Annotated in this window: 21 protein-coding genes; 17 read left to right on the plus strand and 4 right to left on the minus strand. The window is 72.1% G+C overall.

Annotated elements, in window-relative coordinates; all coding sequences use genetic code 11:
* Positions 1–31: 31 nt before the first annotated feature.
* Positions 32–1738, minus strand: a complete 1707-nt coding sequence (locus tag AB0G10_RS31485; protein ID WP_360929778.1) for a glycosyltransferase family 2 protein — start codon at positions 1736–1738, stop codon at positions 32–34.
* Positions 1739–1846: 108 nt separating this feature from the next.
* The gene (locus AB0G10_RS31490) at positions 1847–3601 is read right to left on the minus strand and encodes a hydrogenase maturation protein (RefSeq protein ID WP_360929781.1); all 1755 of its coding nucleotides are present in this window, start codon (positions 3599–3601) and stop codon (positions 1847–1849) included.
* 225 nt (positions 3602–3826) lie between these two features.
* On the opposite strand from AB0G10_RS31490, the gene mfd reads away from it, so the two are divergent.
* The 4 genes from mfd to AB0G10_RS31510 are packed head-to-tail and all read left to right on the plus strand — an operon-like array spanning position 3827 to position 10804.
* Positions 3827–7444 carry a transcription-repair coupling factor gene (mfd, locus tag AB0G10_RS31495; RefSeq protein ID WP_360929784.1) on the plus strand — a complete coding sequence of 1206 codons (3618 nt, stop codon included), beginning with the start codon at positions 3827–3829 and terminating at the stop codon, positions 7442–7444.
* 40 nt (positions 7445–7484) lie between these two features.
* Entirely contained in the window at positions 7485–8222 is a 738-nt protein-coding gene (locus AB0G10_RS31500; RefSeq protein ID WP_360929787.1) for a hypothetical protein, read from the plus strand.
* Positions 8219–9178, plus strand: coding sequence for a nucleoside triphosphate pyrophosphohydrolase (locus AB0G10_RS31505; protein WP_360929790.1), 960 nt, complete (start codon positions 8219–8221; stop codon positions 9176–9178). The genes AB0G10_RS31500 and AB0G10_RS31505 overlap by 4 nt, the downstream gene beginning before the upstream one ends.
* A 9-nt stretch (positions 9179–9187) precedes the next feature.
* Positions 9188–10804 (plus strand): DUF885 domain-containing protein, encoded by a 1617-nt coding sequence (locus AB0G10_RS31510; RefSeq protein ID WP_360929793.1) that lies wholly within the window; start codon positions 9188–9190, stop codon positions 10802–10804.
* Between the two features lie 75 nt (positions 10805–10879).
* Here the strand turns inward: AB0G10_RS31510 and AB0G10_RS31515 are convergent, their stop codons facing one another.
* Both AB0G10_RS31515 and AB0G10_RS31520 read right to left on the minus strand, forming a co-directional pair.
* Positions 10880–11527 (minus strand): hypothetical protein, encoded by a 648-nt coding sequence (locus AB0G10_RS31515; protein ID WP_360929796.1) that lies wholly within the window; start codon positions 11525–11527, stop codon positions 10880–10882.
* Positions 11528–11624: 97 nt separating this feature from the next.
* A complete protein-coding gene (locus AB0G10_RS31520; protein WP_360929799.1) occupies positions 11625–12263 on the minus strand; it encodes a hypothetical protein in 639 nt (212 codons plus the stop codon).
* A gap of 171 nt (positions 12264–12434) precedes the next feature.
* On the opposite strand from AB0G10_RS31520, the gene eno reads away from it, so the two are divergent.
* The 13 genes from eno (at position 12435) to AB0G10_RS31585 (ending at position 23272) form a co-directional block, all read left to right on the plus strand.
* Positions 12435–13718, plus strand: a complete 1284-nt coding sequence (gene eno / locus AB0G10_RS31525) for a phosphopyruvate hydratase (RefSeq protein WP_360929802.1) — start codon at positions 12435–12437, stop codon at positions 13716–13718.
* A gap of 99 nt (positions 13719–13817) precedes the next feature.
* Positions 13818–14369 (plus strand): septum formation initiator family protein, encoded by a 552-nt coding sequence (locus tag AB0G10_RS31530; RefSeq protein WP_360929805.1) that lies wholly within the window; start codon positions 13818–13820, stop codon positions 14367–14369.
* Positions 14369–14857 carry a DUF501 domain-containing protein gene (locus tag AB0G10_RS31535; RefSeq protein WP_360929808.1) on the plus strand — a complete coding sequence of 163 codons (489 nt, stop codon included), beginning with the start codon at positions 14369–14371 and terminating at the stop codon, positions 14855–14857. Before AB0G10_RS31530 ends, AB0G10_RS31535 begins: the two co-directional genes overlap by 1 nt.
* Positions 14854–15348: an amino-acid N-acetyltransferase gene (locus AB0G10_RS31540; RefSeq protein ID WP_360929811.1), complete on the plus strand. Its 495-nt coding sequence runs from the start codon at positions 14854–14856 to the stop codon at positions 15346–15348. Before AB0G10_RS31535 ends, AB0G10_RS31540 begins: the two co-directional genes overlap by 4 nt.
* Positions 15345–16262: a Ppx/GppA phosphatase family protein gene (locus tag AB0G10_RS31545; RefSeq protein WP_360929814.1), complete on the plus strand. Its 918-nt coding sequence runs from the start codon at positions 15345–15347 to the stop codon at positions 16260–16262. The genes AB0G10_RS31540 and AB0G10_RS31545 overlap by 4 nt, the downstream gene beginning before the upstream one ends.
* 344 nt (positions 16263–16606) lie before the next feature.
* On the plus strand, positions 16607–16948 hold the full coding sequence (locus tag AB0G10_RS31550; RefSeq protein WP_360929817.1) for a PadR family transcriptional regulator: 342 nt from the start codon (positions 16607–16609) through the stop codon (positions 16946–16948).
* Positions 16945–17934 carry a hypothetical protein gene (locus tag AB0G10_RS31555; RefSeq protein ID WP_360929820.1) on the plus strand — a complete coding sequence of 330 codons (990 nt, stop codon included), beginning with the start codon at positions 16945–16947 and terminating at the stop codon, positions 17932–17934. The genes AB0G10_RS31550 and AB0G10_RS31555 overlap by 4 nt, the downstream gene beginning before the upstream one ends.
* A gap of 94 nt (positions 17935–18028) precedes the next feature.
* Positions 18029–18850 carry a hypothetical protein gene (locus AB0G10_RS31560; RefSeq protein WP_360929823.1) on the plus strand — a complete coding sequence of 274 codons (822 nt, stop codon included), beginning with the start codon at positions 18029–18031 and terminating at the stop codon, positions 18848–18850.
* A 53-nt stretch (positions 18851–18903) separates the two neighbouring features.
* Positions 18904–19656: a uracil-DNA glycosylase gene (locus tag AB0G10_RS31565; RefSeq protein ID WP_360929826.1), complete on the plus strand. Its 753-nt coding sequence runs from the start codon at positions 18904–18906 to the stop codon at positions 19654–19656.
* 46 nt (positions 19657–19702) lie between these two features.
* Positions 19703–20404, plus strand: coding sequence for a DUF4129 domain-containing protein (locus tag AB0G10_RS31570; RefSeq protein WP_360929828.1), 702 nt, complete (start codon positions 19703–19705; stop codon positions 20402–20404).
* A complete protein-coding gene (locus AB0G10_RS31575; protein ID WP_360929831.1) occupies positions 20401–20982 on the plus strand; it encodes a hypothetical protein in 582 nt (193 codons plus the stop codon). The genes AB0G10_RS31570 and AB0G10_RS31575 overlap by 4 nt, the downstream gene beginning before the upstream one ends.
* Before the next feature lie 6 nt (positions 20983–20988).
* Complete coding sequence (locus AB0G10_RS31580) at positions 20989–21984, plus strand: MoxR family ATPase (RefSeq protein WP_360929834.1); 996 nt, start codon at positions 20989–20991, stop codon at positions 21982–21984.
* Positions 21977–23272 carry a DUF58 domain-containing protein gene (locus AB0G10_RS31585; protein ID WP_360929837.1) on the plus strand — a complete coding sequence of 432 codons (1296 nt, stop codon included), beginning with the start codon at positions 21977–21979 and terminating at the stop codon, positions 23270–23272. Before AB0G10_RS31580 ends, AB0G10_RS31585 begins: the two co-directional genes overlap by 8 nt.

The raw sequence follows: 23272 nt of genomic DNA on the forward strand, positions 1-23272 counted from the left end.
CGGCGAACGAGGGTGGGACGCGAGCGGGGCTTCATACGGGCGGCTCCTGATGACGGCGGCGGTTGACGAACCAGATGACGGTCGGGGCGAGACAGATGGCGAGGTTGAGGGCCGGCCAGGCGTACATGGCCGGGTCGACGTTGCCGAGGACGAGCGCGACGGCCAGCAGCGCGGCGTAGAAGCCGGCCCAGCGCAGGCCGGGCGCGAACGTGGCGAGCCGGTCCGGGCTGGCCGAGTCGCCCTTCGGCGTCACGACGAATCCGGATCGGCGGCGCAGCAGGGTGCCGACGAACGACGAGACGTAGATCGGCGTGCACAGCGTGGACGCCAGCATCCCGGCGAGGCCGGACGACCCGGAGCCCTCGTGCGGGCTCACGTTGTGCCGCCGGTTGTAGAGGTAGAGGCCGACCTGGAAGAGGGCGGCGTCCACATAGAGCATCAGCCAGACCTCGGCCGGCACCTGCACGCCCTTCGCGCCGAGCAGCAGGAAGCAGGCCGCGTTCAGGGCGCCGAGCAGCCAGGCAGCCGCGGTCAGCGGGTAGTACGACATCAGCAGCATGTAGTGCAGCGCGCGGGCCGGGCCGAGACGCCACGCCATGCGCGCGAAGCGCCGGACCACCACCTCGTCGGTCCCCTGCGACCAGCGGTGCTGCTGGGTGAAGTAGTCGGTCCAGGACGACGGCCCCTCGCCGACGGCGAGCACGTCCGGGGTGTAGACCGAGCGCCACCGCCGGCCGGTCGCCGGGTTCTCGGTGGCGTGGATCCTCAGGCTGGTCGCCATGTCCTCGGTGATCGAGTCCTGGAGGCCGCCGATCGACCGGAGGGCCGACACCCGTACCGCGTTGTTCGTGCCGACGAGCATGGCGATGCCGCGCCGGTTGCCGGCCCGCTGCAGCAGCGAGTGGAACAGGTACTGCTGCGACTCGGCCCAGCGGGTCACCAGGTTGTCGTAGTTGCCGTAGATCTGTGGGCCGACCACGAACGCCACGTCCGGGTCGCGGAAGTAGCCGAGCAGCCGCTCGCAGAAGTTCGGCGCCGGCACGTGGTCCGGGTCCACCGAGACGAACACGTCGTAGGAGTCGCCGTGCGCGTCCAGCCAGGAGTTGTAGTTGCCGTGCTTGGTCTTCGCCTTGAACGCCCCGGTGCGGGTGTTGTACTCGTCCCGGCCGCGCCGGCTGAAGTGCTTCACGCCGAGCCGCTTGCACATGAGCTTGACCACCGGGTCGTCGCCCTCGTCGAGCAGCCAGACGTCGAACGTCCCGCCGTACCGGATCTTCCGGGCCGCCCGCAGGGTCTTCTCCACCATGGCGATCGGCTCCTTGCCGGGCACGATCGTGGTGAGGAACGCGACCCGGGTCCCGGTGTCCGGCACGACCGGCGCCGGATCGCGGGCCCAGAGCGTGGCGAGACACAACGTCACGACGTTGACCAGCCGGAACAGCTCGATCGCGGCGGTCGCGCCGATCATGAAGAGGGTGGCCGCGTAGAGGATCGTGTGCAGCCGCTGGTCCGGCACCTCGATCGAGGTGACGAGCCAGCCGAAGAACGTGGCCTCGAAGGCGAACGCGAACAGCGTGATCAGCACCGTCCGGATCGGACGGCTGCGCGCGAGCCGGCGCATCCGGACCCGGTAGTCGCCGCCGGGCGCCGGCTCGGCCGGGCCGGCGAGCACGCTGTACGCGCTGTACTCGTACTGCGCGTTGAACAGCATGGTGCTGCCGAGCTCGTCGCCCGGCATCGGGACCTGCCCGGTGGGCGGCCGCTGTGGCGGGATGACGGCGGTCTGAGCGGGATCGGAGGCAGGGTGATTCGCCCCGGAACCCGGGGTGTGGAGGACGCTCATCGATCAGGCCGACACCGGGACCGCGGGACGGAGAGCGGGCCGGCGATCCAGGGCCGGGCCCGCATTGGTGTTCCGCTGCCGGACCGGCGGGGCGCCCGCTGTTCCGGCGTTCGCCGCGAACAGCAGATGGCGCGGCGTCTCGGCCGGCCGGATCTTGCGGACGAAGGCGCGGCGGGCCCCGGCGAACCCGGAGCGGTCGGTGTAGATGTCGCGGCTCATCTCGGCCAGTTCGCGGGTCTCGTACACATCGAGGGGAATGCGCTCGGCGGCGAGCCGCCTCGCCTTCGCCGCGCGCCGCTTGCGCGCGGAGGGCAGCTCACCGAGGCGTTCGGCGAGGGCGGAGAGCCATTGACCGTACGCCTCGGGGTGGCGCGGCCCGACCTCGTCGACCAGGCCGATCCGGGCGGCCTCCTGCACGCCGACCGGCAGCCGGTCATCGATGAGGCGTTGCGCGGCGTCCGCGCCGACCCGCCGCGGCAGCGAGAAGGTGTGCAGCTCCGAGCCGAACAGGCCGATGTCGTAGTACGGGTTCAGCACGATCCCCTCCCGCGCGGCGACGACGTCCGCGCCCAGGCCGAGCATCACGCCACCGGCGCCGGCGCTTCCGGCGTACGCGGCCACCACGACCTGCCGGGTGCACGTGATGATCTCCCGGCACACCTCGTTGATCGCCCGGATGGCCGCCCACGCGGCGCCGGACGGGTCGGCCGACCCCTCGATCACGTTGAGGTGGATGCCGTTGCTGAACGCCTCGGTGCCGCCGCGCAGCACCAGCACCCGGGTGTCCTGCGCGGCCGCGTGCCGCAGGCCGGCCAGCAGCCGCCGGGAGTGACCGGGCGCCATCGCGCCGTTGTAGAAGTCGAAACTCAGCCAGCCCACCGGACCGGTACGCCGGTAGCGGACCTGCCGGTACGCGTGCGGGTGCTCCGGGTCGTCGACCGGACCGGCATGCGACTGCGGCACGCCGTGCAGCCGGGGGCCGAGCGCCGTGGTGGCGGGCAGCTTGATGCCGTTCTCCGCGGCCGGGCGCAGGTGGCCGATCCAGAGGCTGCCGTCGCCGGTCGCCACCAGCACGGCGCCCTGCCGGCGGCACAGGATGGTGCCCGGACGCCCGCCGCGGGCGGCGCCCGGGTGCGCGTCGTACGCGTACGCCTCCATGCCGGCCAGCTCGGTGCGCACCCCCGGGGAGCCGTCGCTCGCCCGTATCCGCCGCAGGATGGCCTCGGACGGCTCGGACCAGTCGAACGCCCGGTCGGCCTGCCGCATCGGCGGCCGGGACCGCGCGCCGGGCACTCCGGCCGGCGCGTTCTCGGCCGCTGCCGGGGTGAACTCCGGGTCGGCGGCCTTGGCCACCACCTCGAAGACGCACTCCAGCGCGGCGTCCGCGACCGGGCCGGTGTAGAGCGCCGACTTGCGCGGCGGCGCGGCCGGCATCGGGAACGTCCGGGTGGCCCAGATCGGGCCGGCGTCCAGCTCCTCGACGGCCTGCAGCGCGGTGACGCCCCAGGCCGGGGCGCCCTCGCTGATCGCCCAGTCCAGAGAGGACGGGCCGCGGTCGCCGGCCGGGCCGGGATGGATCACGATGGTCCGTACACGCTGCCAGACCTGCGCCGGCACGCGCTCCTTCAGGAACGGGCAGAGGATCAGTTCCGGGCCCGCGGCGTCCACGCCCTCGACGATGTCCGCCTCGCTCGTCGCCAGCAGCACCCCGACCTCGTGCCCCGCCTCCCGCAGGGCACACCACACACGCTGGCTCAAGCCGTTGAACGCTGACACGAGCAGCAGGATCCGCACGATGCCTCCCCCCTTGGCACGAAAACAGAGGGGACTCTGTCGGACCGATCGCCTCCCATGTCGGACATGCTGTGCGATAAGCCGTGCGTTGCCGTAACTGTCAGACGGTCGGACTAAACTCGTACCCATCACCCCCGCCCTCCTCGGGCGCTCGGGGTCGTTCGTCGTGCCCTCTGGGGGTTCTTGCACATGCAACTCGCCGGTCTCATCCCTGCCGCGCTGCGCGATCGCGGCCTCGCCCGCGCGCGCGACCTGGCCCGCAAAAGCTTCGTCGACTCGGATTCGCTCGACCTGACGGCGCCGGTCTCGCTGCGCCCGTTCGTGGTGGCGACCGTGGCCGGGACCGCCGAGGCCGGTGGGGCGGGGCGGCCGGTGCTCGCCGTGACGGCGACCTCCCGCGAGGCCGACGACCTGGCCGACGCGCTCGGCTGCCTCATCGACGCCGACCGGATCGCGGTCTACCCGTCCTGGGAGACGCTGCCGCACGAGCGGCTCTCGCCCCGCTCCGACACGGTCGGCAAGCGCCTGGCCGTGCTGCGCCGGCTCGCGCACCCCGGCGAGCACCCGCTCCAGGTGGTCGTCGCGCCGGTCCGCTCGGTCCTCCAGCCGCAGCTCAAGGGCCTCGGCGACCTCGAACCGGTCGAGCTCGTGACGGGCGGGAGCGCCGAGCTCGAAGACGTGGCCCGCCGGCTGTCCGACATGGCGTACGCCCGGGTCGACCTGGTGACCAAGCGCGGCGAGTTCGCGGTCCGCGGCGGCATCCTCGACGTCTTCCCGCCGACCGACGAGCACCCGTCCCGGGTCGAGTTCTGGGGCGACGACGTCGAGGAGATCCGCACCTTCGCGGTCGCCGACCAGCGGACCATCGAGGCGGCGCCCCGGCTCTGGGCGCCGCCCTGCCGCGAGCTGCTGCTCACCCCCGACGTCCGGGCCCGGGCCGCCGAGCTGGCCGGCCGGCACCCGGAGCTCGCCGAGATCCTCGACAAGCTGGCCGAGGGCATCCCGGTCGAGGGCATGGAGTCGCTCGCCCCGGCGCTGCTGCGCGGCACCGACAGCATGGAGCTGCTGATCGACTGCATGCCGGCCGGCACGCACGTGCTGCTCTGCGACCCGGAGCGGATCCGGACCAGGGCGCACGACCTCACCCGCACGTCCGACGAGTTCCTCGAGGCCTCCTGGGCCGCGGCCGCCGTCGGCGGCCAGGCGCCGATCGACGTGGGCGCCGTCGCTTTCAAGACCCTTGCGGACGTACGCTCCCACGCGGCCACGCTGCGGCAGCCGTGGTGGACGCTGTCCCCGTTCGGCCTGGCCGCCACCTCCCCGGCCGAGGAGGCCCTCCCGTGGGAGGACGCGTCGGCGGTCGAGGTCTCACCCGACCTCGGCGACGCGATCGCGCTGGCCGCCCAGCCGGTGCCGCTCTACCACGGCGACACCGCGAAGCTGGCCGGCGACCTCTCCGGCTGGGCCCGGGCCGGCTGGGCGATCGCGCTGGTCTTCGAGGGCAAGGGCACCGCGCAGCGGGCCACCGAGCTGCTCCGCGACGCCGGCCTCGGGGTGACCCCGGTGGACGCCGTCGCCGACCCGATCGAGGACGGCCAGCTGCTGGTCACCTGCGGCGGGCTCAACCACGGTTTCGTCGACGAGGCGTCCCGGCTCGCCGTGATCACCGGCAACGACATCTCCGGCGGCCGCGGCGCGTCCACGAAGGACATGCGCAAGATGCCGGCCCGCCGGCGCAACACCATCGACCCGCTGGAGCTGAAGACCGGCGACTTCGTGGTTCACGAGCAGCACGGCATCGGCCGCTACATCGAGCTGGTGCAGCGCACCGTCAACGGCGCCGACCGGGAATACCTGGTGATCGAATACGCGGCGTCCAAGCGCGGCCAGCCCGGCGACCGGCTCTACGTCCCGACCGACCAGCTCGACCAGCTCTCCCGCTACGTCGGCGGCGAGTCGCCCAGCCTGCACAAGATGGGCGGCGCCGACTGGCAGAAGAGCAAGGCCCGCGCCCGCAAGGCGGTCAAGGAGATCGCGGCGCAGCTCATCCAGCTCTACGCGGCCCGGCAGGCCTCGCAGGGCCACGCCTTCGGGCCGGACACCCCGTGGCAGCGGGAGCTGGAGGACGCCTTCCCGTACACCGAGACGCCCGACCAGCTCGCGGCGATCCACGAGGTCAAGGACGACATGCAGAAACCGGTCCCGATGGACCGGCTGATCTGCGGCGACGTCGGCTACGGCAAGACCGAGATCGCGGTGCGGGCCGCCTTCAAGGCGGTGCAGGACGGCAAGCAGGTGGCGGTCCTGGTGCCCACGACGCTCCTGGCCCAGCAGCACTTCAACACGTTCACCGAGCGGATGAGCCAGTTCCCGGTGCAGATCAAGCAGCTGTCCCGGTTCCAGACGCCGAAGGAGACCGCCCTCACCCTGGAGGGCGCCGCCGACGGCACCGTCGACATCGTGATCGGCACGCACCGCCTGCTCGCCAAGTCGACCCGCTTCAAGAACCTCGGCCTGATCATCGTGGACGAGGAACAGCGGTTCGGCGTCGAGCACAAGGAGCAGCTCAAGGCCCTGCGCGCGTCGGTGGACGTGCTGACCATGTCGGCCACCCCGATCCCGCGCACCCTGGAGATGGCGATCACCGGCATCCGGGAGATGTCGACGATCGCCACCCCGCCCGAGGAGCGGCACCCGGTTCTCACCTATGTGGGGGCGTACGACGAGAAGCAGGTCGCCGCCGCGATCCACCGCGAGCTGCTCCGCGACGGCCAGGTCTTCTACCTGCACAACCGGGTCGAGTCGATCGACCGCGCCGCCCGTAAACTCCGCGAGCTGGTCCCCGAGGCGCGGGTCGCGGTGGCGCACGGCCAGATGAGCGAGGAACAGCTCGAGAAGGTCATGGTCGGCTTCTGGGAGAAGGAGTTCGACGTCCTGGTCTGCACCACGATCGTCGAGTCCGGCATCGACATCCCGAACGCCAACACGCTGATCCTCGAGCGCGCCGACCTGCTCGGCCTCGCCCAGCTGCACCAGATCCGCGGCCGGGTCGGCCGGGGACGCGAGCGGGCGTACGCCTACTTCCTCTACCCGCGCGAGAAGCCGCTCACCGAGCACGCCCACGAGCGGCTCGCCACCATCGCCCAGCACACCGAGCTCGGCGCCGGCATGTACGTCGCGATGAAGGACCTGGAGATCCGCGGCGCCGGCAACCTGCTCGGCGGCGAGCAGTCCGGCCACATCGAGGGCGTCGGGTTCGACCTGTACGTGCGGATGGTCGGCGAGGCGGTGAGCGCCTTCAAGGGCGAGCGCCCCGAGGAGGAGCCCGAGGTCAAGATCGACCTGCCGGTCGACGCGCACCTGCCCACCGACTACATCGCGGTCGAGCGCCTGCGTCTGGAGATGTACCGCAAACTGGCCGAGGCCCGCGACGAGACCCGGCTCTCCGAGGTGGTCGCCGAGATGACCGACCGCTACGGCGAACCGCCGGCCGCCGTCGCCAACCTGATCGCGGTGGCCCGGTTCCGCCAGGTGGCCCGGGCGTACGGGCTGACCGACGTGTCGATGCAGGGCAAGCACATCCGCTTCGCGCCGCTGGCCCTGCCCGACTCGAAGCAGATGCGGCTCAAGCGCTACCACCCCGACTCGGTCTACAAGCCGGCCACCGACCAGGTCAGCGTGCCCCGCCCGAGCACCCGCCGCGTCGGCGGCGAGCCGCTGCGCGACCAGGCCATGCTCGAGTGGTGCGCCCAGCTGCTGAAAGACGTGCTCGGCGAGGCCCCCGCCCCGGCGACGGCGACACGCTGACGGGGTGGGCGACCTAGATCACATTGTTCGTGAGACAGTCATGACCATGCTGCGTGCCCGCCGACTCGCCACCGCCGTTGTCGCCGCGTCACTGACCGTGGGTGGCCTCTCCGCATGCCGGTCCCAACCGGCTGTCGCCGTCTATATCGGACAGAGCGGCCAGATCACCGAGCACCGTGTCCAGCAGATCTGGGACGACACGGAGGGACTCCTGGAGGAGGCCTCCGGCGGGAAGGCGACGCGGATGCCGATCGCCCGCGCCGACGTGGTCGGGCTGCTGCTCACCAACGAGCTGTACGGCCGGGTGGCCGAGCGCGACCGGGTCACGCTGCCCGCGACGATGCCGTACGACGAGGTCGCCGGCCAGATCGGGCTGCCCGCCACGGCCGACATCACCCGGCTCTACACCGAGAACGCGGTGCTGCGGCAGACGCTGCTGCAGAGCGCCGCCGGCACGGCCGGGGCCCAGCCGAGCGACGAGGACCTGCGCGACGTCTACCAGCGGTTCGCCGACAACGGGGCGATCGACGTCGACTTCGACGCGTTCAAGAGCTCGCTGCAGCCGGCCGACAAGCAGGAGCTGCAGGGCGCGTTCGCGCTGCGTGACGCGCTCGAGACGCTGGTGAGCGACCTCGACGTCGAGGTCAGCCCGCGGTACGAGAACCTCGAGCTCGGCATCTCCTCCTACACCGACCAGAACAGCGGGCGGTCCTTCTCGATCGTCGGCGTGCCGTTCGGTGAGCCCGGTTCCGAACCCCTGGTGGTGGACGTTTCTTGACCAGCCGGATCATCCTTCTCGTCACCTCGCCGCGGCTGCCGGCCGGGCTGCTCACCGCCGAGGCCTGGGACGCCGTCCGGGCGTACCCGGTCTTCGCCGCCGCGGAGAGCGCGCAGGCCGGCGCGCTGCGGGCGAACGGCGTGGAGGTGACCGTGCTGGACACCGACGCCCAGGGGTTCCTGGACGCGGCCGGTGATCGGCCGGCCGTGGTCTGGCTCGCCGGGCCGGACGGGGACCAGGCGTTCGCGCGGCAGCTCGGGCTGCGCCTCGCCCGCGAGCCGGGACTGGCCGAGATGGAGCTGATGTACGGCTCGTGGGACCCGCCCGGCGCGCGCCTGCTCGACGCGGTCGCGGTGATGGACCGGCTGGCCTCGCCCGGCGGCGATCCGTGGAAGCGGGCGCAGACCCACCAGACGCTGGCGCCCTATCTTCTCGAGGAGAGCTACGAGGCGTACGACGCGATCGTCTCGGACGATCCGGCGGCGCTGCGCGAGGAGCTCGGCGACGTGCTGCTGCAGGTGGTGCTGCACGCCCGGCTCGCCGAGGACCACCCGGACGGCCGGGGGTGGAACATCGACGACGTGGCCGGCGGGCTGGTCGAGAAGATGGTGCGGCGCAACCCGCACGTCTTCGCCGGCGAGCGGATCGAGGACATCGAGGAGATCACCGCCAACTGGGAGCGGATCAAGCAGGCGGAGAAGTCCCGGGAGTCCGTGCTGGACGGGATCGCCCTGAGCCAGCCCGCTCTCTCGCTGGCCGCCAAGATCCTGTCGAGGGTGGAGCGCGGCGGTCTGCCCGTACCCTTGCCCGAAGCTCTTGATCTTGGATCTTCGCTGCTGAAAGTGGTCGCGGAGGCACGGGCGGCGGGTCTCGACCCGGAGGCCGAGCTGCGCCGGGCCACTCTCGCCTATGCGGACGCGGTGCGTGCGGCGGAAAATGTCGGTGGCGCCGAGTAGTTTCTGAGCATGGCTGAGTTCGTGCCGCTCGCCGAGCGCATCGTCGACGCTCTCCTGGAGAGCGACCCCGCGACCGCGACCTATGCGGGCGACCATCGTTTCGACGACCGCCTGCCCGACCTCTCGTCCTCCGGGGCGGCCGAGCGGGTCGCCATGCTGCGCGACGCCGGTGACGCGCTCAGCGGCGTCGACCCCGACGGCCTCGACGCGGAGGACCAGGTCGACCACGCCATCCTGACCGCGTTGGTGGAGCGGGCCGCGTTCGAGCTGACCGACGTCCGCGAGCACGAGTGGAACCCTCTCGAGCACAATCCCGGCCCGCTGCTGCACGCCCTGCTCTCCCGCCAGTTCGCCCCGGCGGGGGAGCGGCTGACCAGCCTGGCCGGCCGGCTCACCGCGATCCCCGACGCGCTCGCGACCGCCCGGGCCGTGCTGCGCGACGTGCCCCGCATCCACGCCGAGACGGCCGCCGGGCAGTTCGCCGGCACGGCCGCGCTGATCCGCGACGAGGTGCCCGCGCTGCTGGCCCAGGAGCCCGGCCTGCGCGACGTGGTCGAGCCCGCGACCGCCGCGGCGCTGGCCTCGCTCGGCGAGTTCGACGGCTGGCTGCGCGGCCTGCTCGACGGCGGCGAGCCGGGTCGCGACCCCCGGCTGGGCCGCCGGCTCTGGGAGGCCCGGCTCTGGCACACGCTCGACACCGAGCTCTCCGCGGCCGAGGTGCTGACCCGGGCGCGGGCCAACCTCGACCAGGTCGGCGAGGAGCTGCGGGAAGCGGCCGCCGAGCTGGTCGGCGGCCCGGCCGACGACGACACGGTCCGCCGCGCGCTCGACTCGATCGCCGCCGAGCACCCCGACAACACCAGCATCGTCGGGCTGGCCAAGCAGACCATGGACGAGGCGACCGCGTTCGTCCGCGAGCACGACGTCGTCTCGCTGATCGACGACGCGTGCGTGATCGAGGAGATGCCGGAGTTCGCCCGGGGCGTCGCCGTGGCCTACTGCGATCCGCCCGGCCCGCTCGAGACGGCCGACGTGCCGACGTTCTACTGCATCGCGCCGGCCCCGGCCGACTGGCCGGCCGAGCGGGTGCGCAGCTTCTACCGCGAATACAACAACCAGATGATCCGGGGCCTGACCGTCCACGAGGCGATGCCCGGCCACTTCCTGCAGCTCGCCCACTCCCGCCGGTTCCGGGCGGCCACCCGGGTCCGCTCGCTCGGCCTGTCCGGCCCGTTCGTCGAGGGCTGGGCGGTCTACGCCGAGCGGGTGATGACCGGCCTCGGCTTCGGCGGCCTCCCGGTGCGGCTCCAGCAGCTCAAGATGCAGCTCCGGATGAGCCTCAACGCGATCATCGACCAGCTCGTGCACTGCGACGGGCTGACCGAGGCCGAGGCGATGGAGCTGATGACCGGGCGCGGGTTCCAGGAGGAGGGCGAGGCGGCCGGCAAGTGGCGGCGGGCGCTGCTGACGTCGACGCAGCTGTCGACGTACTTCGTGGGCTACACCGAGGTGTCGGCGATCGCGGCGGCCCGGCCGTTCGGCGCCACGCCGCGCGCCTGGCACGACGCCATGCTGGCGCACGGTTCGCCGCCGCCGCGCCACCTGCGGACGCTGCTCGGGGTCTGACCGCGGCTCGCCGGCCGCCGCGCCCGGCTTGCGGCGGCGAGCGGCTTGCGGCGGGCGGCTTGCGGCGGCGGGTGGCTATTTGCTGCGGCGATCGACCAGGCGGGCGCCGGGCGGGACCGTGAAGTCGCGCTCCTCGGCCGTCGGGGCGTACTCGGTGAGCACCACGTCGATGCCGTCGCCGCGGAAGCCGGCGAGCGTGCCCTCCACGGTCACGCAGACGTCGAAGGACGACATCTCGGCGCGCTCCACGCCGGTGATGGCGAGGCAGGTGGCGTTCCGGCCGGCCAGGGTGGTGTCCCGCTGGGTGACCTCGGGATAGGAGTCCAGGGCGGCCGCCTCCAGCAGCGCCACCACGCGGGCGTCGGTCACCAGGCCGCTCGTCTCGGGAAGCGTCACGGCGTCACCGGGGTCGGTGGCGGTGCAGACGTCCGGGGTGCAGCTCGTCACCGCGGCCGGGGTGCGGATCAGGCGCCCGCCCGGATAGTCGTAGGCGGTCCGGTCCGGGGTCAGCGAACGGGTCACGTGGGCGGTGTCGCCGCCGGCCACCCGATAGGTCGCCGTGTATGCCGGGCCCGGCGTGGCCAGCCGGGTGGCGACCTCGGAGACCAGGTCGCCGGGCGTGACCCCGGCGGCGTTCGCCTGGTCGAGGCCGCCGCATCCGGACGACACCCCGATCAGCAGGATCGCGGCCAGGGCACGGCGGTTCACGCGTGAGGCGGGCACGACTGCCAGCCTCACCCGCGGCATTGATGAAACGCAATCGAGTTATCGCGGAGCCGACTCGAATATCGCCATTCGCGATGAATTCGCGAAAAGGAGGTCAGGCGCTGCTCGACTCGCGGGCCCGGGCCACCTGCTGGCGCAGAACGTACCGCCGGATGATTCTGGCCTGCCGTTCGTCCTGCTCGAACACGGCCACCAGCTCCACCATGAGCGGGCCCCGGGCCGGCACCCGCTGCCGGATCGTGCTCACCTTCGTGGCGACGGCCGGGAACTCGACCACGTCCTCGCCGAGCTGCACCCGCAGCGTCATCGGGTTGCCGGGGCGCAGCTCGACGTCGGTGAAGTGGGCCCGGATCGAGCTCTCGCTGATGTCGTGCACCCAGCCGACCGCGTCGCGCTCGCCGTGCCGCACCAGCACGACGCTCTCGCCGCCGCCGCCGCGCACGTAGTTGCGCAGCTGCTCGACCTCGGGCGCGCCGGTCAGGCGGATCTCGACGCGGTTCTCGTCGGCGCCGGTGACGACGCCGCGGACGGCCAGTCGGCCGCGATGGCCGGCCGGCCCGCGCAGGGTCACGTTCGTACCGGCCGGGGGCACGTCGTCGAGGGCCAGGGAGAGGGTCACGGCCTGCTCGGAGGCCTTGAGGACCCGGATGCCGGGGATGTGTTCCTCGCCGTTGTCCAGCTCGATGCGCGAGCCCTCGGCGAGGAAGCCGGAGGGAAACAGGTCACTGGTCATAGTGCCCAACGGTTCGGCAGCGGGGGTGCGGGTTTGAGGTAAACCGGGTGCGAACTTGACCGGCCCGGCGAACGCCGCATCGCCCGACTCGATAGGCTCAGGGCCGTGGACGGCCCGCAGGGTCGCGGACCGAAACTGTATTCGTCCAACTGTTAGGGAGCGACACCACAAATGGCCACCATTGAAGCGATCGTCGCCCGCGAGATCCTCGATTCCCGGGGCAACCCCACCGTCGAGGTCGAGGTCGGCCTGGACGACGGCACGGTCGGCCGCGCCGCGGTGCCCTCCGGCGCCTCCACCGGCGCCTTCGAGGCGCTCGAGCTCCGCGACGGTGACAAGGGCCGCTACCTCGGCAAGGGTGTCGAGAAGGCCGTCGCCAACATCGAGGACAAGATCGCCGACGAGCTGATCGGGTACGAGGCGAGCGAGCAGCGCCTCATCGACCAGAAGATGCTCGACCTGGACGGCACCGACACCAAGTCGGAGCTGGGCGCCAACGCGATCCTGGGCGTCTCGCTCGCCGTCGCGAAGGCCGCCGCGCTCTCCGCCGAGCTGCCGCTGTTCCGCTACGTCGGTGGCCCGAACGCCGCCGTGCTGCCGGTCCCGATGATGAACATCGTCAACGGTGGCGCCCACGCCGACTCGAACGTCGACGTGCAGGAGTTCATGATCGCCCCGATCGGCGCGCCGACCTTCCGCGAGGCGCTGCGGACCGGCGCCGAGGTCTACCACGCGCTCAAGTCGGTGCTGAAGAAGAAGGGCCTCTCGACCGGCCTGGGCGACGAGGGCGGCTTCGCGCCGAACCTGCCGGCCAACGCCGCCGCGCTGGACCTGATCGCCGAGGCCGTGCAGGCCGCCGGCTTCAACCTGGGCACCGACATCGTCCTGGCCATGGACGTCGCGGCGACCGAGTTCTACAAGGACGGCTCGTACGTCTTCGAGGGCGCCTCGAAGACCACCGACGAGATGATCGCCTACTACTCGAAGCTGGCGTCGGACTACCCGATCGTCTCCATCGAGGACCCGCTGTCCGAGGACGACTGGGCCGGCTGGAGCGCGATGACCGCCGAGCTCGGCAACAAGATCCAGATCGTCGGCGACGACCTGTTCGTCACCAACCCGCAGCGCATCGCCCGCGGCATCGCCGAGTCGGCGGGCAACGCGGTCCTGGTCAAGGTGAACCAGATCGGCTCGCTCACCGAGACGCTGGACGCCGTGGACCTGGCCCACCGGGCCGGCTTCAAGACCATGATGTCGCACCGGTCCGGCGAGACCGAGGACACCACCATCGCCGACCTGGCGGTGGCGGTCGGCAGCGGCCAGATCAAGACCGGTGCCCCGGCCCGCTCGGACCGCGTCGCCAAGTACAACCAGCTGCTGCGCATCGAGGAGCAGCTGGAGAGCGCCGCCCGGTACGCCGGTGCGGGCGCGTTCCCGCGTTACCGCGTCGGCTGACGTCCCGGCGACAGATCATGGAGTTGTGGCGCCCGTCCCGGCCGACGTAGGTTCGAGCGGGCGTCACAACACCGGACAGTCAGGCGGGGGAGGGCGGAGATGACGCAGCGTCGCCTGCCGAGCGGGCAGGGCCCCACCCGCCGCCAGGGCGCCGGTGGCCGGCCGACCGCGTCCCGCACGCGCAACACCGGGCCGATCCGGGTGCCGTCCTCTCGTCGTACGAATGGCTCTGGTCCTGAAAAAGCGGCCGAGCGCACCGACGCTCCCCGCCCGCGCGCCCTCACCGGCCGGGCCACCATCCTGATCGCGGTGTTCGTCGCGCTCGCGCTGGCCTACACCTACCCGCTGCGCGTCTATCTCGAGCAGGAGAGCCAGATCGCGCAGATCGAGAAGGACCAGGCGGCGCAGCGCGAGAAGATCGCGGCCACCGCCAAGGAGCTGGACAAGTGGCAGGACGACGAATACCTGCGCATCCAGGCCCGGGAGAAGTACTTCTACGTCCGTCCCGGTGAGACACCGCTGGTCATCTACTACGATGCGGCGGGCGCCACCCGCGACGCCGACCCGAAAGCGCCGGCGGCCGCCCCGGACCGCTGGTACGACACGCTGTGGAGCAGCGTCCGAGCAGCGAATGCCGAGCCCGCGAACTGATGTCAGAAGCACCGACCCCCGAAGACCTCGCCACCGTCGCTGAGCAGCTGGGCCGCCCGCCGCGCGGGACACGCGCGATCGCGCACCGCTGCCCGTGCGGCAACCCCGACGTGGTGGAGACCGCGCCCCGCCTCGACGACGGCACGCCGTTCCCCACGCTGTTCTACCTGACCTGCCCGCACGCCACGGCCGCGTGCAGCCGCCTCGAGTCGGCCGGCGTCATGCGGGACATGCAGGAGCGGCTCAGCACCGACCCGGAGCTGGCGAAGCACTACCAGGCCGCGCACGAGGACTATCTGGAGCGCCGGACCGCCATCGCGGACGTTCCGGAGATCGCCCACGTGTCCGCCGGTGGGATGCCCGACCGCGTGAAATGCCTGCACGTCCACCTCGGTCACGCGCTGGCGGCCGGGCCGGGCGTGAATCCGTTCGGCGACGAGGTGCGGGAGGCGATCGGGCCGTACTGGTCCGGTGGATCCTGCACATGATCGTCCGCCGTGCGCGCACCGGGGACGTCAAGGCCATCCGGGCTCTCGTCGACGCCTACACCACCGACCGGCGGCTGCTGAGCAAGGCGACCGTGACGCTCTACGAGTCGGTGCAGGAGTTCTGGGTGGCGGTCGCCGAGGACGGCACGGTCGCCGGCTGCGGCGCCCTGCACGTCATGTGGGAGGACCTCGCCGAGATCCGTACCGTCGCCGTGGACCCTTCCCGCCGTGGCCAGAAGATCGGCCACATGATCGTCACGGCGCTGCTCGACCAGGCGCGGGCGCTCGGCGTACGGCGGGTCTTCTGCCTCACCTTCGAGACCCGGTTCTTCGGGTCGTTCGGGTTCACCGAGATCGACGGGGCGCCGGTGCCGCACTCGGTCTACGAGCAGCTGCTGCGTTCGTACGATGAGGGTGTCGCGGAATTTCTGGACCTCGAACGGGTCAAGCCCAACACGCTGGGGAACACGAGGATGTTGCTGCACCTATGAGAGTCGCTGCGATCGACTGCGGAACGAACGCGATTAGGTTGCTCATTGCGAACGTTTCCGACAATTCGGAAAAATTGGTAGATGTCGCCCGGCGGATGGAGATCGTCCGGCTGGGGGAGGGTGTCGACCGCACCGGTCTGCTCGCCCCGGCCGCGATCGAGCGCACCCGGCAGGCGCTGCTCGGGTACGCCGCCGAGATCGCCGAACTGGGCGTGACGCGGGTGCGGATGTGCGCTACCTCGGCCACCCGCGACGCCGGCAACGCGCAGGACTTCCGGGACATGGTGCGCGGCGTGCTCGGCATCGACCCCGAGGTGATCACCGGTGAGGAGGAGGCGGCGCTCTCCTTCCTCGGCGCCGTGCGGGGCCTCGACGCGCCCGGCCCCTACCTCGTCTTCGACCTGGGCGGCGGCTCGACCGAGTTCGTCACCGGCACGACCAGCGTCGAGCACGCGATCTCGATGGACATCGGCTGCGTCCGGATGACCGAACGGCACCTGCACGGCGATCCGCCGACTCCCGCCGAGATCGCCGCCGCCACCGAGGACATCGTCGCGGCGGTCGACACGGCTCTCGCGGCCGTGCCGGGCAAGCAGGCCAGGACTCTGGTCGGCCTGGCCGGGACGGTCACGACCGTCGCTGCTCTCGCTCTGGAGCTCGACGGGTACGACTCCACGCGCATCCACCACAGCAGAATCCCGGCCGCCGACGTCGCCCGGGTCACCCGGGACCTGCTGTCGATGACCGTCGCCGAGCGCCGCGCTCTGCCGGTGATGCACCCGGGCCGGGCCGACGTGATCGGGGCGGGCGCCCTGATCGAACAGATCATCGTGGAGCGTTCCGGCCACGACACGATCATCGCCTCCGAACACGACATCCTCGACGGCATAGCGTTCGGCCTCGCCGCCGACTGAGGGCCCGGCTGTACGGCAGGGCTGGGTCGGCGCCCGAATAGTCGCTCTCCTGTGCAGCCGGTCGGGGTTGGCTGTACGGCAGGGCTGGGTTGGTGCCCGGATTGTCGCTCTCCTGTGCAGCCGGTCGGGGTTGGCTGTACGGCAGGGCTGGGTTGGTGCCCGAATTGTCGCTCTCCTGTGCAGCCGGGTGGGTCGTTGCCCGTGAGCCGCCCGGGCGCCTCGTCGACGGTTACTCTCCGCTGTCACTTCGAGGTGGCCCCGCATCGTGCCAGGTCACTCCTGCGCTCCACAACGGAGTAGTCCGTTGTTGACGGTACTGTGCATTGAATACTAGTCTGCATCGCGTGGATCGGTCCCAACTGCTCAAAGGCGTCCTGGACCTCGCCGTCCTAGGCGTACTCAAGGACGCCGACGGCTACGGCTACGACATCCTCCGCCGCCTCCGCGCCGCCGGCCTGGAGGACGTCGGCGACGCCTCGGTCTACGGCACCCTGCGCCGCCTCTACAACAGCGGCTTCCTGACCAGCTATGTCGTGGCGAGCGAGGAGGGTCCGCACCGGAAGTACTACTCGATCAACGAGCTCGGGTACGGCGAGCTCAGGCAGTCCAGCAAGGTCTGGCAGGACTTTTCATCGATCATGGACGGTCTGCTGACCGACCACAGTGAGCGACGGGTGACGCTGTGAACCTCACCGACCAGGACGAGATCGGCAACTACGTCGAGCAGGTTCGGCAGGCGCTCGGGGGCCTGCCGCCCGCGACTCGTGAGGAGCTGCTGGAGGACCTTCCGGAGCATCTGGCCGAGGTGCTCGCCGAGGGCGGGGGCACGCTGGTGAGCCGTCTCGGTTCGCCGTCGGCCTACGCGGCCGAGTTGATCGCGAGCGCGGGCCTGGCCACCGGTGAGGCCGGCGAGGGCGGGGATGCGAGGGGCGGCCTGCGGGGGCGGGCGCGCGATCTGCGGGATCGGGCGCGGGAGGCGACGCGGCGGGCCGACGTCCGGGTCGGGCCACTTCTCGGGTACGGGAAGGCGAGTGAATTCCTGGCCCTCCTCCGGCCGGCGTGGTGGGTGCTCCGCGGCTACCTCGCGGCGATGGCGTTCACCTACGTGTTCGACGACAACAGCGCGCCGATCGGGCTGCTGCCCCGGATCGGCGGCAGCGGCAACGAGCTCATCGCCCTCATGGTGCTCGCCGTGTTCGTCCTCGGGTCGATCTGGCTGGGCAGCCGGACGCCGTCGAAGCGGATGCCGCGGCTGCTGTTCCGGGCCGGCGGGGCGGCCCTGGTGCTCTTCGCGGTGGTCGGCTTCTTCGAGACCGACGGCCAGGCCCGGCGCGGCGACCCGGTCCAGGCCGGCTATGTCAGCGAGGTGAGCCGATACAGCGACGTCCAGGACGTCTTCGTCTACGACGACGACGGCAACCTGGTCCGGAACGTGCAGATTTACGACCAGTGGGGCAACGCCATCGAGTTCGGGGAGCCGGGCTGCATCGACCCGATGACCGGGGACTGGAGCCCGGCCCGCGAGCGCGGCTACCCGTACTGCCCCGACCAGGCGCCCTTCCGGTCGGGCCGGGTGGCGCCGTCGCCGTCGGAATCCGCGGTGTCACCGTCAGCGACGGTTACGCCGCACGCCGCTCCGAGTGTTGCGAACGCCTCACCCAGTCGTGAATAAAGCCTGGTAACGGGGTCGCGCAGGGGCGTCGGGGGTCGCTATTCTCGCGCGGCGGCGGCCGATTGTCGGTCGTACCCCTCGAGAGGAAAGACCCATGACAGACCCGGCCTACCCGCCTGCTCCCGGAAGCGGATACCCGCCGGCCGGTTACCCGCAGCAGCAGGGCTACCCGCAGCAGCCGGCCGTTCCTCAGCAGGGGGGTTACCCGCAGCAGCAGCAGCAGCAGGGCGGCTACCCGCAGCAGCAGGGTTACCCGCAGCAGGGCGGATATCAGCAGCAGGGCGGCTACCCGCAGCAGCAGGGCTACCCGCAGCAGGGCGGATATCAGCAGCAGGGCGCGCCCGCCTACCCGCAGCAGGGCGGCTACGGCCAGGAGAGCGGCCAGCAGTGGGGCGGCCAGCAGCAGGCCGACCAGCAGTGGGGCGCCCAGCAGCAGGGTGGTCAGCAGCAGGGTGGTCAGCAGCAGGGCCAGCAGGGCGGCTGGCAGGGCTTCGCCGACCAGGGTGAGGCGCCCGCCTTCCCACCCGCCCCGGCGCCCGAGCCGGAGAAGAAGAAGAAGGGCAAGAAGGCCCTCGGCATCGTCGGCGCCATCGCCATCTTCCTGATCATCGCGGTGGTCAAGGGCGGCCTCGGCGCGCTGCTGGCGAAGGACCCGACCGCCGAGGCGAAGGCCGGCGACTGCATCTCGGTCGACGACAACCTCGGTGAGCAGGCCTCCGACGTCAAGGCCAAGATCGTCGAGTGCTCGGCCTCGGACGCGAAGTTCACCGTCCTCGGCCGGGTCGACAAGGTCACCGACGTGAACAGCACGGCGTGCGACAAGACCTTCGAGGAGAAGCTCGCCGAGGGTGGCGAGGGCGCCGTGATCGCCAGCGAAGAGGGCGACGGCTACCTGCTCTGCCTCAAGGCGAACTGAACCGAACCGGACCCGGGTGCATCACGTTCAGCCGCTGATGCTGTGCTGATCTGATGCACCCGCACGGCGCTTCCCCTCGTACCCCCGCCGCAGTCGAAGCCAAGGCGGCCGGAGCCGCCTCACTCAGCGTGCTCGACGCGGAGATCGCGGATTGCTTCGCGTGTCCGAGATTGGTCACGTGGCGCACGGACGTCGCGGTCACGAAGCGCGCGTCGTTCCGGGACCAGACCTATTGGGGACGGCCGGTGCCCGGCTTCGGACCGGCCGACGCGGAGATCGCGATCCTCGGGCTCGCCCCGGCCGCGCACGGCGGCAACCGCACCGGGCGGATCTTCACGGGGGACCGCTCGGGCGACGTCCTCTTCGCGGCGCTGCACCGCGCTGGGCTCGCCAACCAGCCGACGAGCGTCGCGAGCGACGACGGCCTCGCGCTGCGGCACACCCGGATCTTCTCGGCGGTCCGATGCGCCCCGCCGGACAACAAGCCGCTGCCGGAGGAGCGCGACACGTGCGCGCCCTGGCTGCGCCGGGAGCTGGAACTGATCAGACCCACCCTGCGGGTGGTGGTCGCGCTGGGTGCCTTCGCCTGGGCTGCGTGGTGGCCCGCCCTGATCGATGTGTACGGGAAACGCCCACCCGTCCCGCGACCCAGATTCGGTCACGGGGCCGAGGTGCTGATCCCCGGCGCACCGGATCTGCTCGGGTGCTTCCACGTCAGCCAGCAGAACACGTTCACCGGCAGGCTGACCCCCGCGATGCTGGACGAGGTGTTCGCCCGTGCGAAGGCTCGTGCGGGCCTGGCATGATTCGAGCTTGCCGACAACCCCCGAGTCACGGATCTGAGCCCCCCGCATGGACCTCACCGCACTGCGCCGATGGTGGCCGCTGGCCGCCGTCGTCACACTGCTCTTCGTGATCTCGCTGGCTGCCACCCGTTCCGCGCCGCAGCTGGACCACATCACGCCCGACGCGACGCCGACCACCACGGCGCCGCCACTGCTGCCACCCACGACCGAGCCTGCGCCGGCGCCGTCGTTCACCGAGGAGGCCGTCCCCGAGGCGGCCCGCGGCCTGCCGGACTGGGCCGGTGACGCCGCCCTGGCCGTGCTCGGGTTCGTGGTGGTCTGCATGGTGGTGCTGCTCTCCTGGGCGCTCGCGCACGACTACCTGCGGCGGCGCGGCCGGCGGACCGGCCGGATCGACCGCCGCCGGCAGGCACAGACCGCCGAGGACCTGGTGGCCGCGCTCGATGCCGGCCTGGAGGAGCTCTCCGACACCGACCGCGACCCGCGCCGCGCCGTGATCGCCTGCTGGGTGCGCCTCGAGGACGCGGCGGCCGCGGCCGGCACGCCGCGCCACCCCGGGGACAGCCCGACCGACCTGGTCGGCCGGCTGCTCGCCGAGCAGCGGGTGGACGCCGGGGTGCTGGCGGCGCTGCTGGAGGTCTACCGGGAGGCGCGGTATGCGACGCACACGGTCGACGATCAGATGAGGCAGCAGGCGCGGTCGGCGCTGGAGCGGCTCCGGGCCGACCTGGGTGGTGTTTCGGTGTGAGCGACGACGGCAGCCTCGACGACCTCTTCGGCGGCGGATACGAACCCCCGGCCGAGGAGGCCGCCCCGGCCGAGAAGAAGCGCCGCTCGCGGATCCCGCGGCTGATCGGCGAGGCCGCGGTGATCGCCCTCACCACCGTGGTGATCACGGCGGCGCTCCGGGCCGGCGGGGTGAGCATCCCGCTGCTCCTGCTGGTGGCCGCGCTGATCGGCCTGCGCCTGGTGATCGGGGCGGCGTCGGCCGTGGCGCCGCCGCCCGCGCCGAAGCTGCGCTCGCAGATCGGCCGGAATCCGAAAGCCGGCAGTGACTCGTTGCGCTCCTCGGTGAAACGCTGGGAGCGCAACCTGGAGCAGGCCCACTCGGACCCGGATCTGTATGCGCGTAACGTTCTGCCGGTGCTCGCCGAGCTCACCGACGAACGGCTGCGGCTCCGGCACGGCATCACCCGGGCGAGTGACCCGCGACGGGCCCGGGAGCTGCTCGGTGAACCGCTGTGGACGGCGCTCGACGCGCCGGGCCGGCACGGGCTCCGGGCCCGTGATGTCGGCACCCTGTTGGACGCGTTGGAACGACTGTAGAAAGGTGTGCCGGTGACGCAGGCTCTTCCCCCGTACGAGGTCGGGCGGCTGGCCGGAGCGGTCCTCGACTCGGTCGGCACCGTGGTGGTCGGCAAGCGGGACTCGCTCGAGCTGGTGCTGGCCGGCATCCTCGCGGGCGGGCACGTGCTGCTGGAGGATCTGCCCGGTCTCGGCAAGACGCTGACGGCGCGATCCTTCGCGCAGGCGCTCGGGCTCGACTTCCGGCGGTTGCAGTTCACCCCCGACCTGCTGCCGGCCGACGTCACCGGCTCCTTCCTCTACGACCAGCGCAAGGGCGACTTCGCATTCCGCGCCGGCCCGGTCTTCACCAACATGCTGCTGGCCGACGAGATCAACCGGACGCCGCCGAAGACCCAGGCCGCCCTGCTCGAGGCGATGCAGGAGAAGCAGGTCTCGGTCGAGGGCGTGACGTACCGGCTCGATCCGCCGTTCCACGTGCTCGCCACCGCCAACCCGATCGAGTACGAGGGCACGTACCCGCTGCCCGAGGCCCAGCTCGACCGGTTCCTGCTGCGGGTGTCGTTCGGGTACCCGACGGCCGAGGAGGAGTGGGCGGTCCTCCAGCGCCGGATGTCCCGGCGTCAGGAGGAGGCCACCCTCACGCCCGTCGTGGACGCCCACACCCTGCAGTCCATGCAGGCCGCTCTCGAGTCGGTAGCGGTCGAGGACTCGATCGGCCGCTACATCGTGGCGCTCACCTCGGCCACCCGGGAGCACGGCGCCGTGCTGGTCGGCTCGTCGCCGCGTGGCTCGCTCGCGCTGCTGCTGCTGGCCCGGGCCCGGGCCGCGATGGCCGGCCGGGACTACGTGGTGCCGGAGGATGTGAAGGACGTGGCCGTGCCGGCGCTCGCGCACCGGATAACGCTGCGGCCGGAGATGTGGCTGCGCCAGGTCAACCCGTCGTTCGTGGTCCAGGAGGTGCTCTCGGCGGTGCCGGCGCCGGCCAGCGGTGCGCTACCGACCTACGCGCGGCATGACTGAGCCGTCCGCTCCGGTCTGGCTCCCGACCCGTGCGCTCGGGCGTACGGTCCTGCTCACCGGGCTGCTCCTGCTGCTCGGGGTGATCCTCGGCCGGGTCGACCTGGTGCTGCTCGCGGCGCCGTTCGCGATCGGCGCCGCGATCAACCTGCACCGCCGCCCGAGGGCCGTCCCCGAGGTGACGATCACCGCGGACGAGGGGCACATCGTGGAGGGCGGCGAGGTCGAGGCCGGCCTCACCGTGGCGAACCCGGACGCGATCGGGTACGACCTGGTCGTCGTCCGCGCCCGCACCTCGCCGTGGCTGCGCCTGCGGCACGCCGACCGGCCGTTCGCGATCACCGTGCCGTCGGACGGCTGGGCCGCGATCGACCTGCCAGGCGAGGCGACCCGCTGGGGCCGGCAGGACGTCGGCCCGGCCGCCGCCCGCGCCGCGGCCTGCGGTGGCCTGCTCGCCTGCCGGCCGGTCGTGACCCCGGCCCGGGGCGTCCGGGTCTACCCGGTCACCGAGCCGTTCAACGCGACCGAGGCGATGCCCGCGGCGGCCGGCCTGGTCGGCGCGCACCGGTCCCGCCGTCCCGGCGAGGGCGGCGAGCTGGCCGGGGTGCGGCAGTTCGCGCCCGGCGACCGGCTGCGCCGCATCGACTGGCGGGTCTCGCTGCGGACCCGCGACCTGCACGTGGCCTACACGCTGTCGGACCGGGACGCCGAGGTGCTGATCCTGCTCGACGTGCTGGGCGACGTGGGGCTGCCGGGCGGCGTACGCGGAAGCTCCTCCGTCCTGGACACCACCGTGCGGGCGGCCGCCGCGATCGCCGAGCACTACCTGCACCGCGGCGACCGGGTCTCGATGCTCGAGTTCGGCGCCTCCGGCCGGCGGCTGCGCGCCGCCTCGGGCCGCCGGCAGTACCTCACGGTCCTGGAGTGGCTGCTCGACGTCCGCGCCGACCCGGTCGACGACATCTCCCTCGCCCCGCAGCACATCTCGTCGTCCGCGCTCGTCGTCGTGCTCACCCCGCTGGTCGACCCGCGGGCCGCCGACATGCTCGCCCAGCTCACCCAGACCGGCCGGTTCACCGTGGCGGTCGACACCATGCCGAAGGACGCCGCCCCGGCGGTCCGCAACCAGTGGACTCCGGCCGCGACCCGGCTCTGGCGCATCGAGCGGGAGAACGTGCTCGGCCGGCTGCGCGAGCACGGCGTGCCGGTGGTGACCTGGGCCGGCGCCGGCAGCCTCGACCTGGTCCTGCGCGACGTGGCCCGGATGGCCTCGGCCCCGAGGGGACGCTGA

It is taken from the genome of Actinoplanes sp. NPDC023714 (assembly GCF_040639855.1).
Taxonomy (GTDB): Bacteria; Actinomycetota; Actinomycetes; order Mycobacteriales; family Micromonosporaceae; genus Actinoplanes.

Bases quoted from the DNA above. Each gene is read 5' to 3' on its own strand.
- AB0G10_RS31520 (WP_360929799.1), bottom strand. From the start codon at position 12,263: ATGACCAGTGACCTGTTTCCCTCCGGCTTCCTCGCCGAGGGCTCGCGC.
- AB0G10_RS31485 (WP_360929778.1), bottom strand. From the start codon at position 1,738: ATGCCGGGCGACGAGCTCGGCAGCACCATGCTGTTCAACGCGCAGTAC.
- AB0G10_RS31510 (WP_360929793.1), top strand. From the start codon at position 9,188: ATGGCTGAGTTCGTGCCGCTCGCCGAGCGCATCGTCGACGCTCTCCTG.
- AB0G10_RS31570 (WP_360929828.1), top strand. From the start codon at position 19,703: ATGGACCTCACCGCACTGCGCCGATGGTGGCCGCTGGCCGCCGTCGTC.
- AB0G10_RS31500 (WP_360929787.1), top strand. From the start codon at position 7,485: ATGACCATGCTGCGTGCCCGCCGACTCGCCACCGCCGTTGTCGCCGCG.
- AB0G10_RS31540 (WP_360929811.1), top strand. From the start codon at position 14,854: ATGATCGTCCGCCGTGCGCGCACCGGGGACGTCAAGGCCATCCGGGCT.
- AB0G10_RS31585 (WP_360929837.1), top strand. From the start codon at position 21,977: ATGACTGAGCCGTCCGCTCCGGTCTGGCTCCCGACCCGTGCGCTCGGG.
- AB0G10_RS31535 (WP_360929808.1), top strand. From the start codon at position 14,369: ATGTCAGAAGCACCGACCCCCGAAGACCTCGCCACCGTCGCTGAGCAG.
- AB0G10_RS31565 (WP_360929826.1), top strand. From the start codon at position 18,904: ATGCACCCGCACGGCGCTTCCCCTCGTACCCCCGCCGCAGTCGAAGCC.
- AB0G10_RS31560 (WP_360929823.1), top strand. From the start codon at position 18,029: ATGACAGACCCGGCCTACCCGCCTGCTCCCGGAAGCGGATACCCGCCG.
- AB0G10_RS31545 (WP_360929814.1), top strand. From the start codon at position 15,345: ATGAGAGTCGCTGCGATCGACTGCGGAACGAACGCGATTAGGTTGCTC.
- mfd (WP_360929784.1), top strand. From the start codon at position 3,827: ATGCAACTCGCCGGTCTCATCCCTGCCGCGCTGCGCGATCGCGGCCTC.
- eno (WP_360929802.1), top strand. From the start codon at position 12,435: ATGGCCACCATTGAAGCGATCGTCGCCCGCGAGATCCTCGATTCCCGG.
- AB0G10_RS31530 (WP_360929805.1), top strand. From the start codon at position 13,818: ATGACGCAGCGTCGCCTGCCGAGCGGGCAGGGCCCCACCCGCCGCCAG.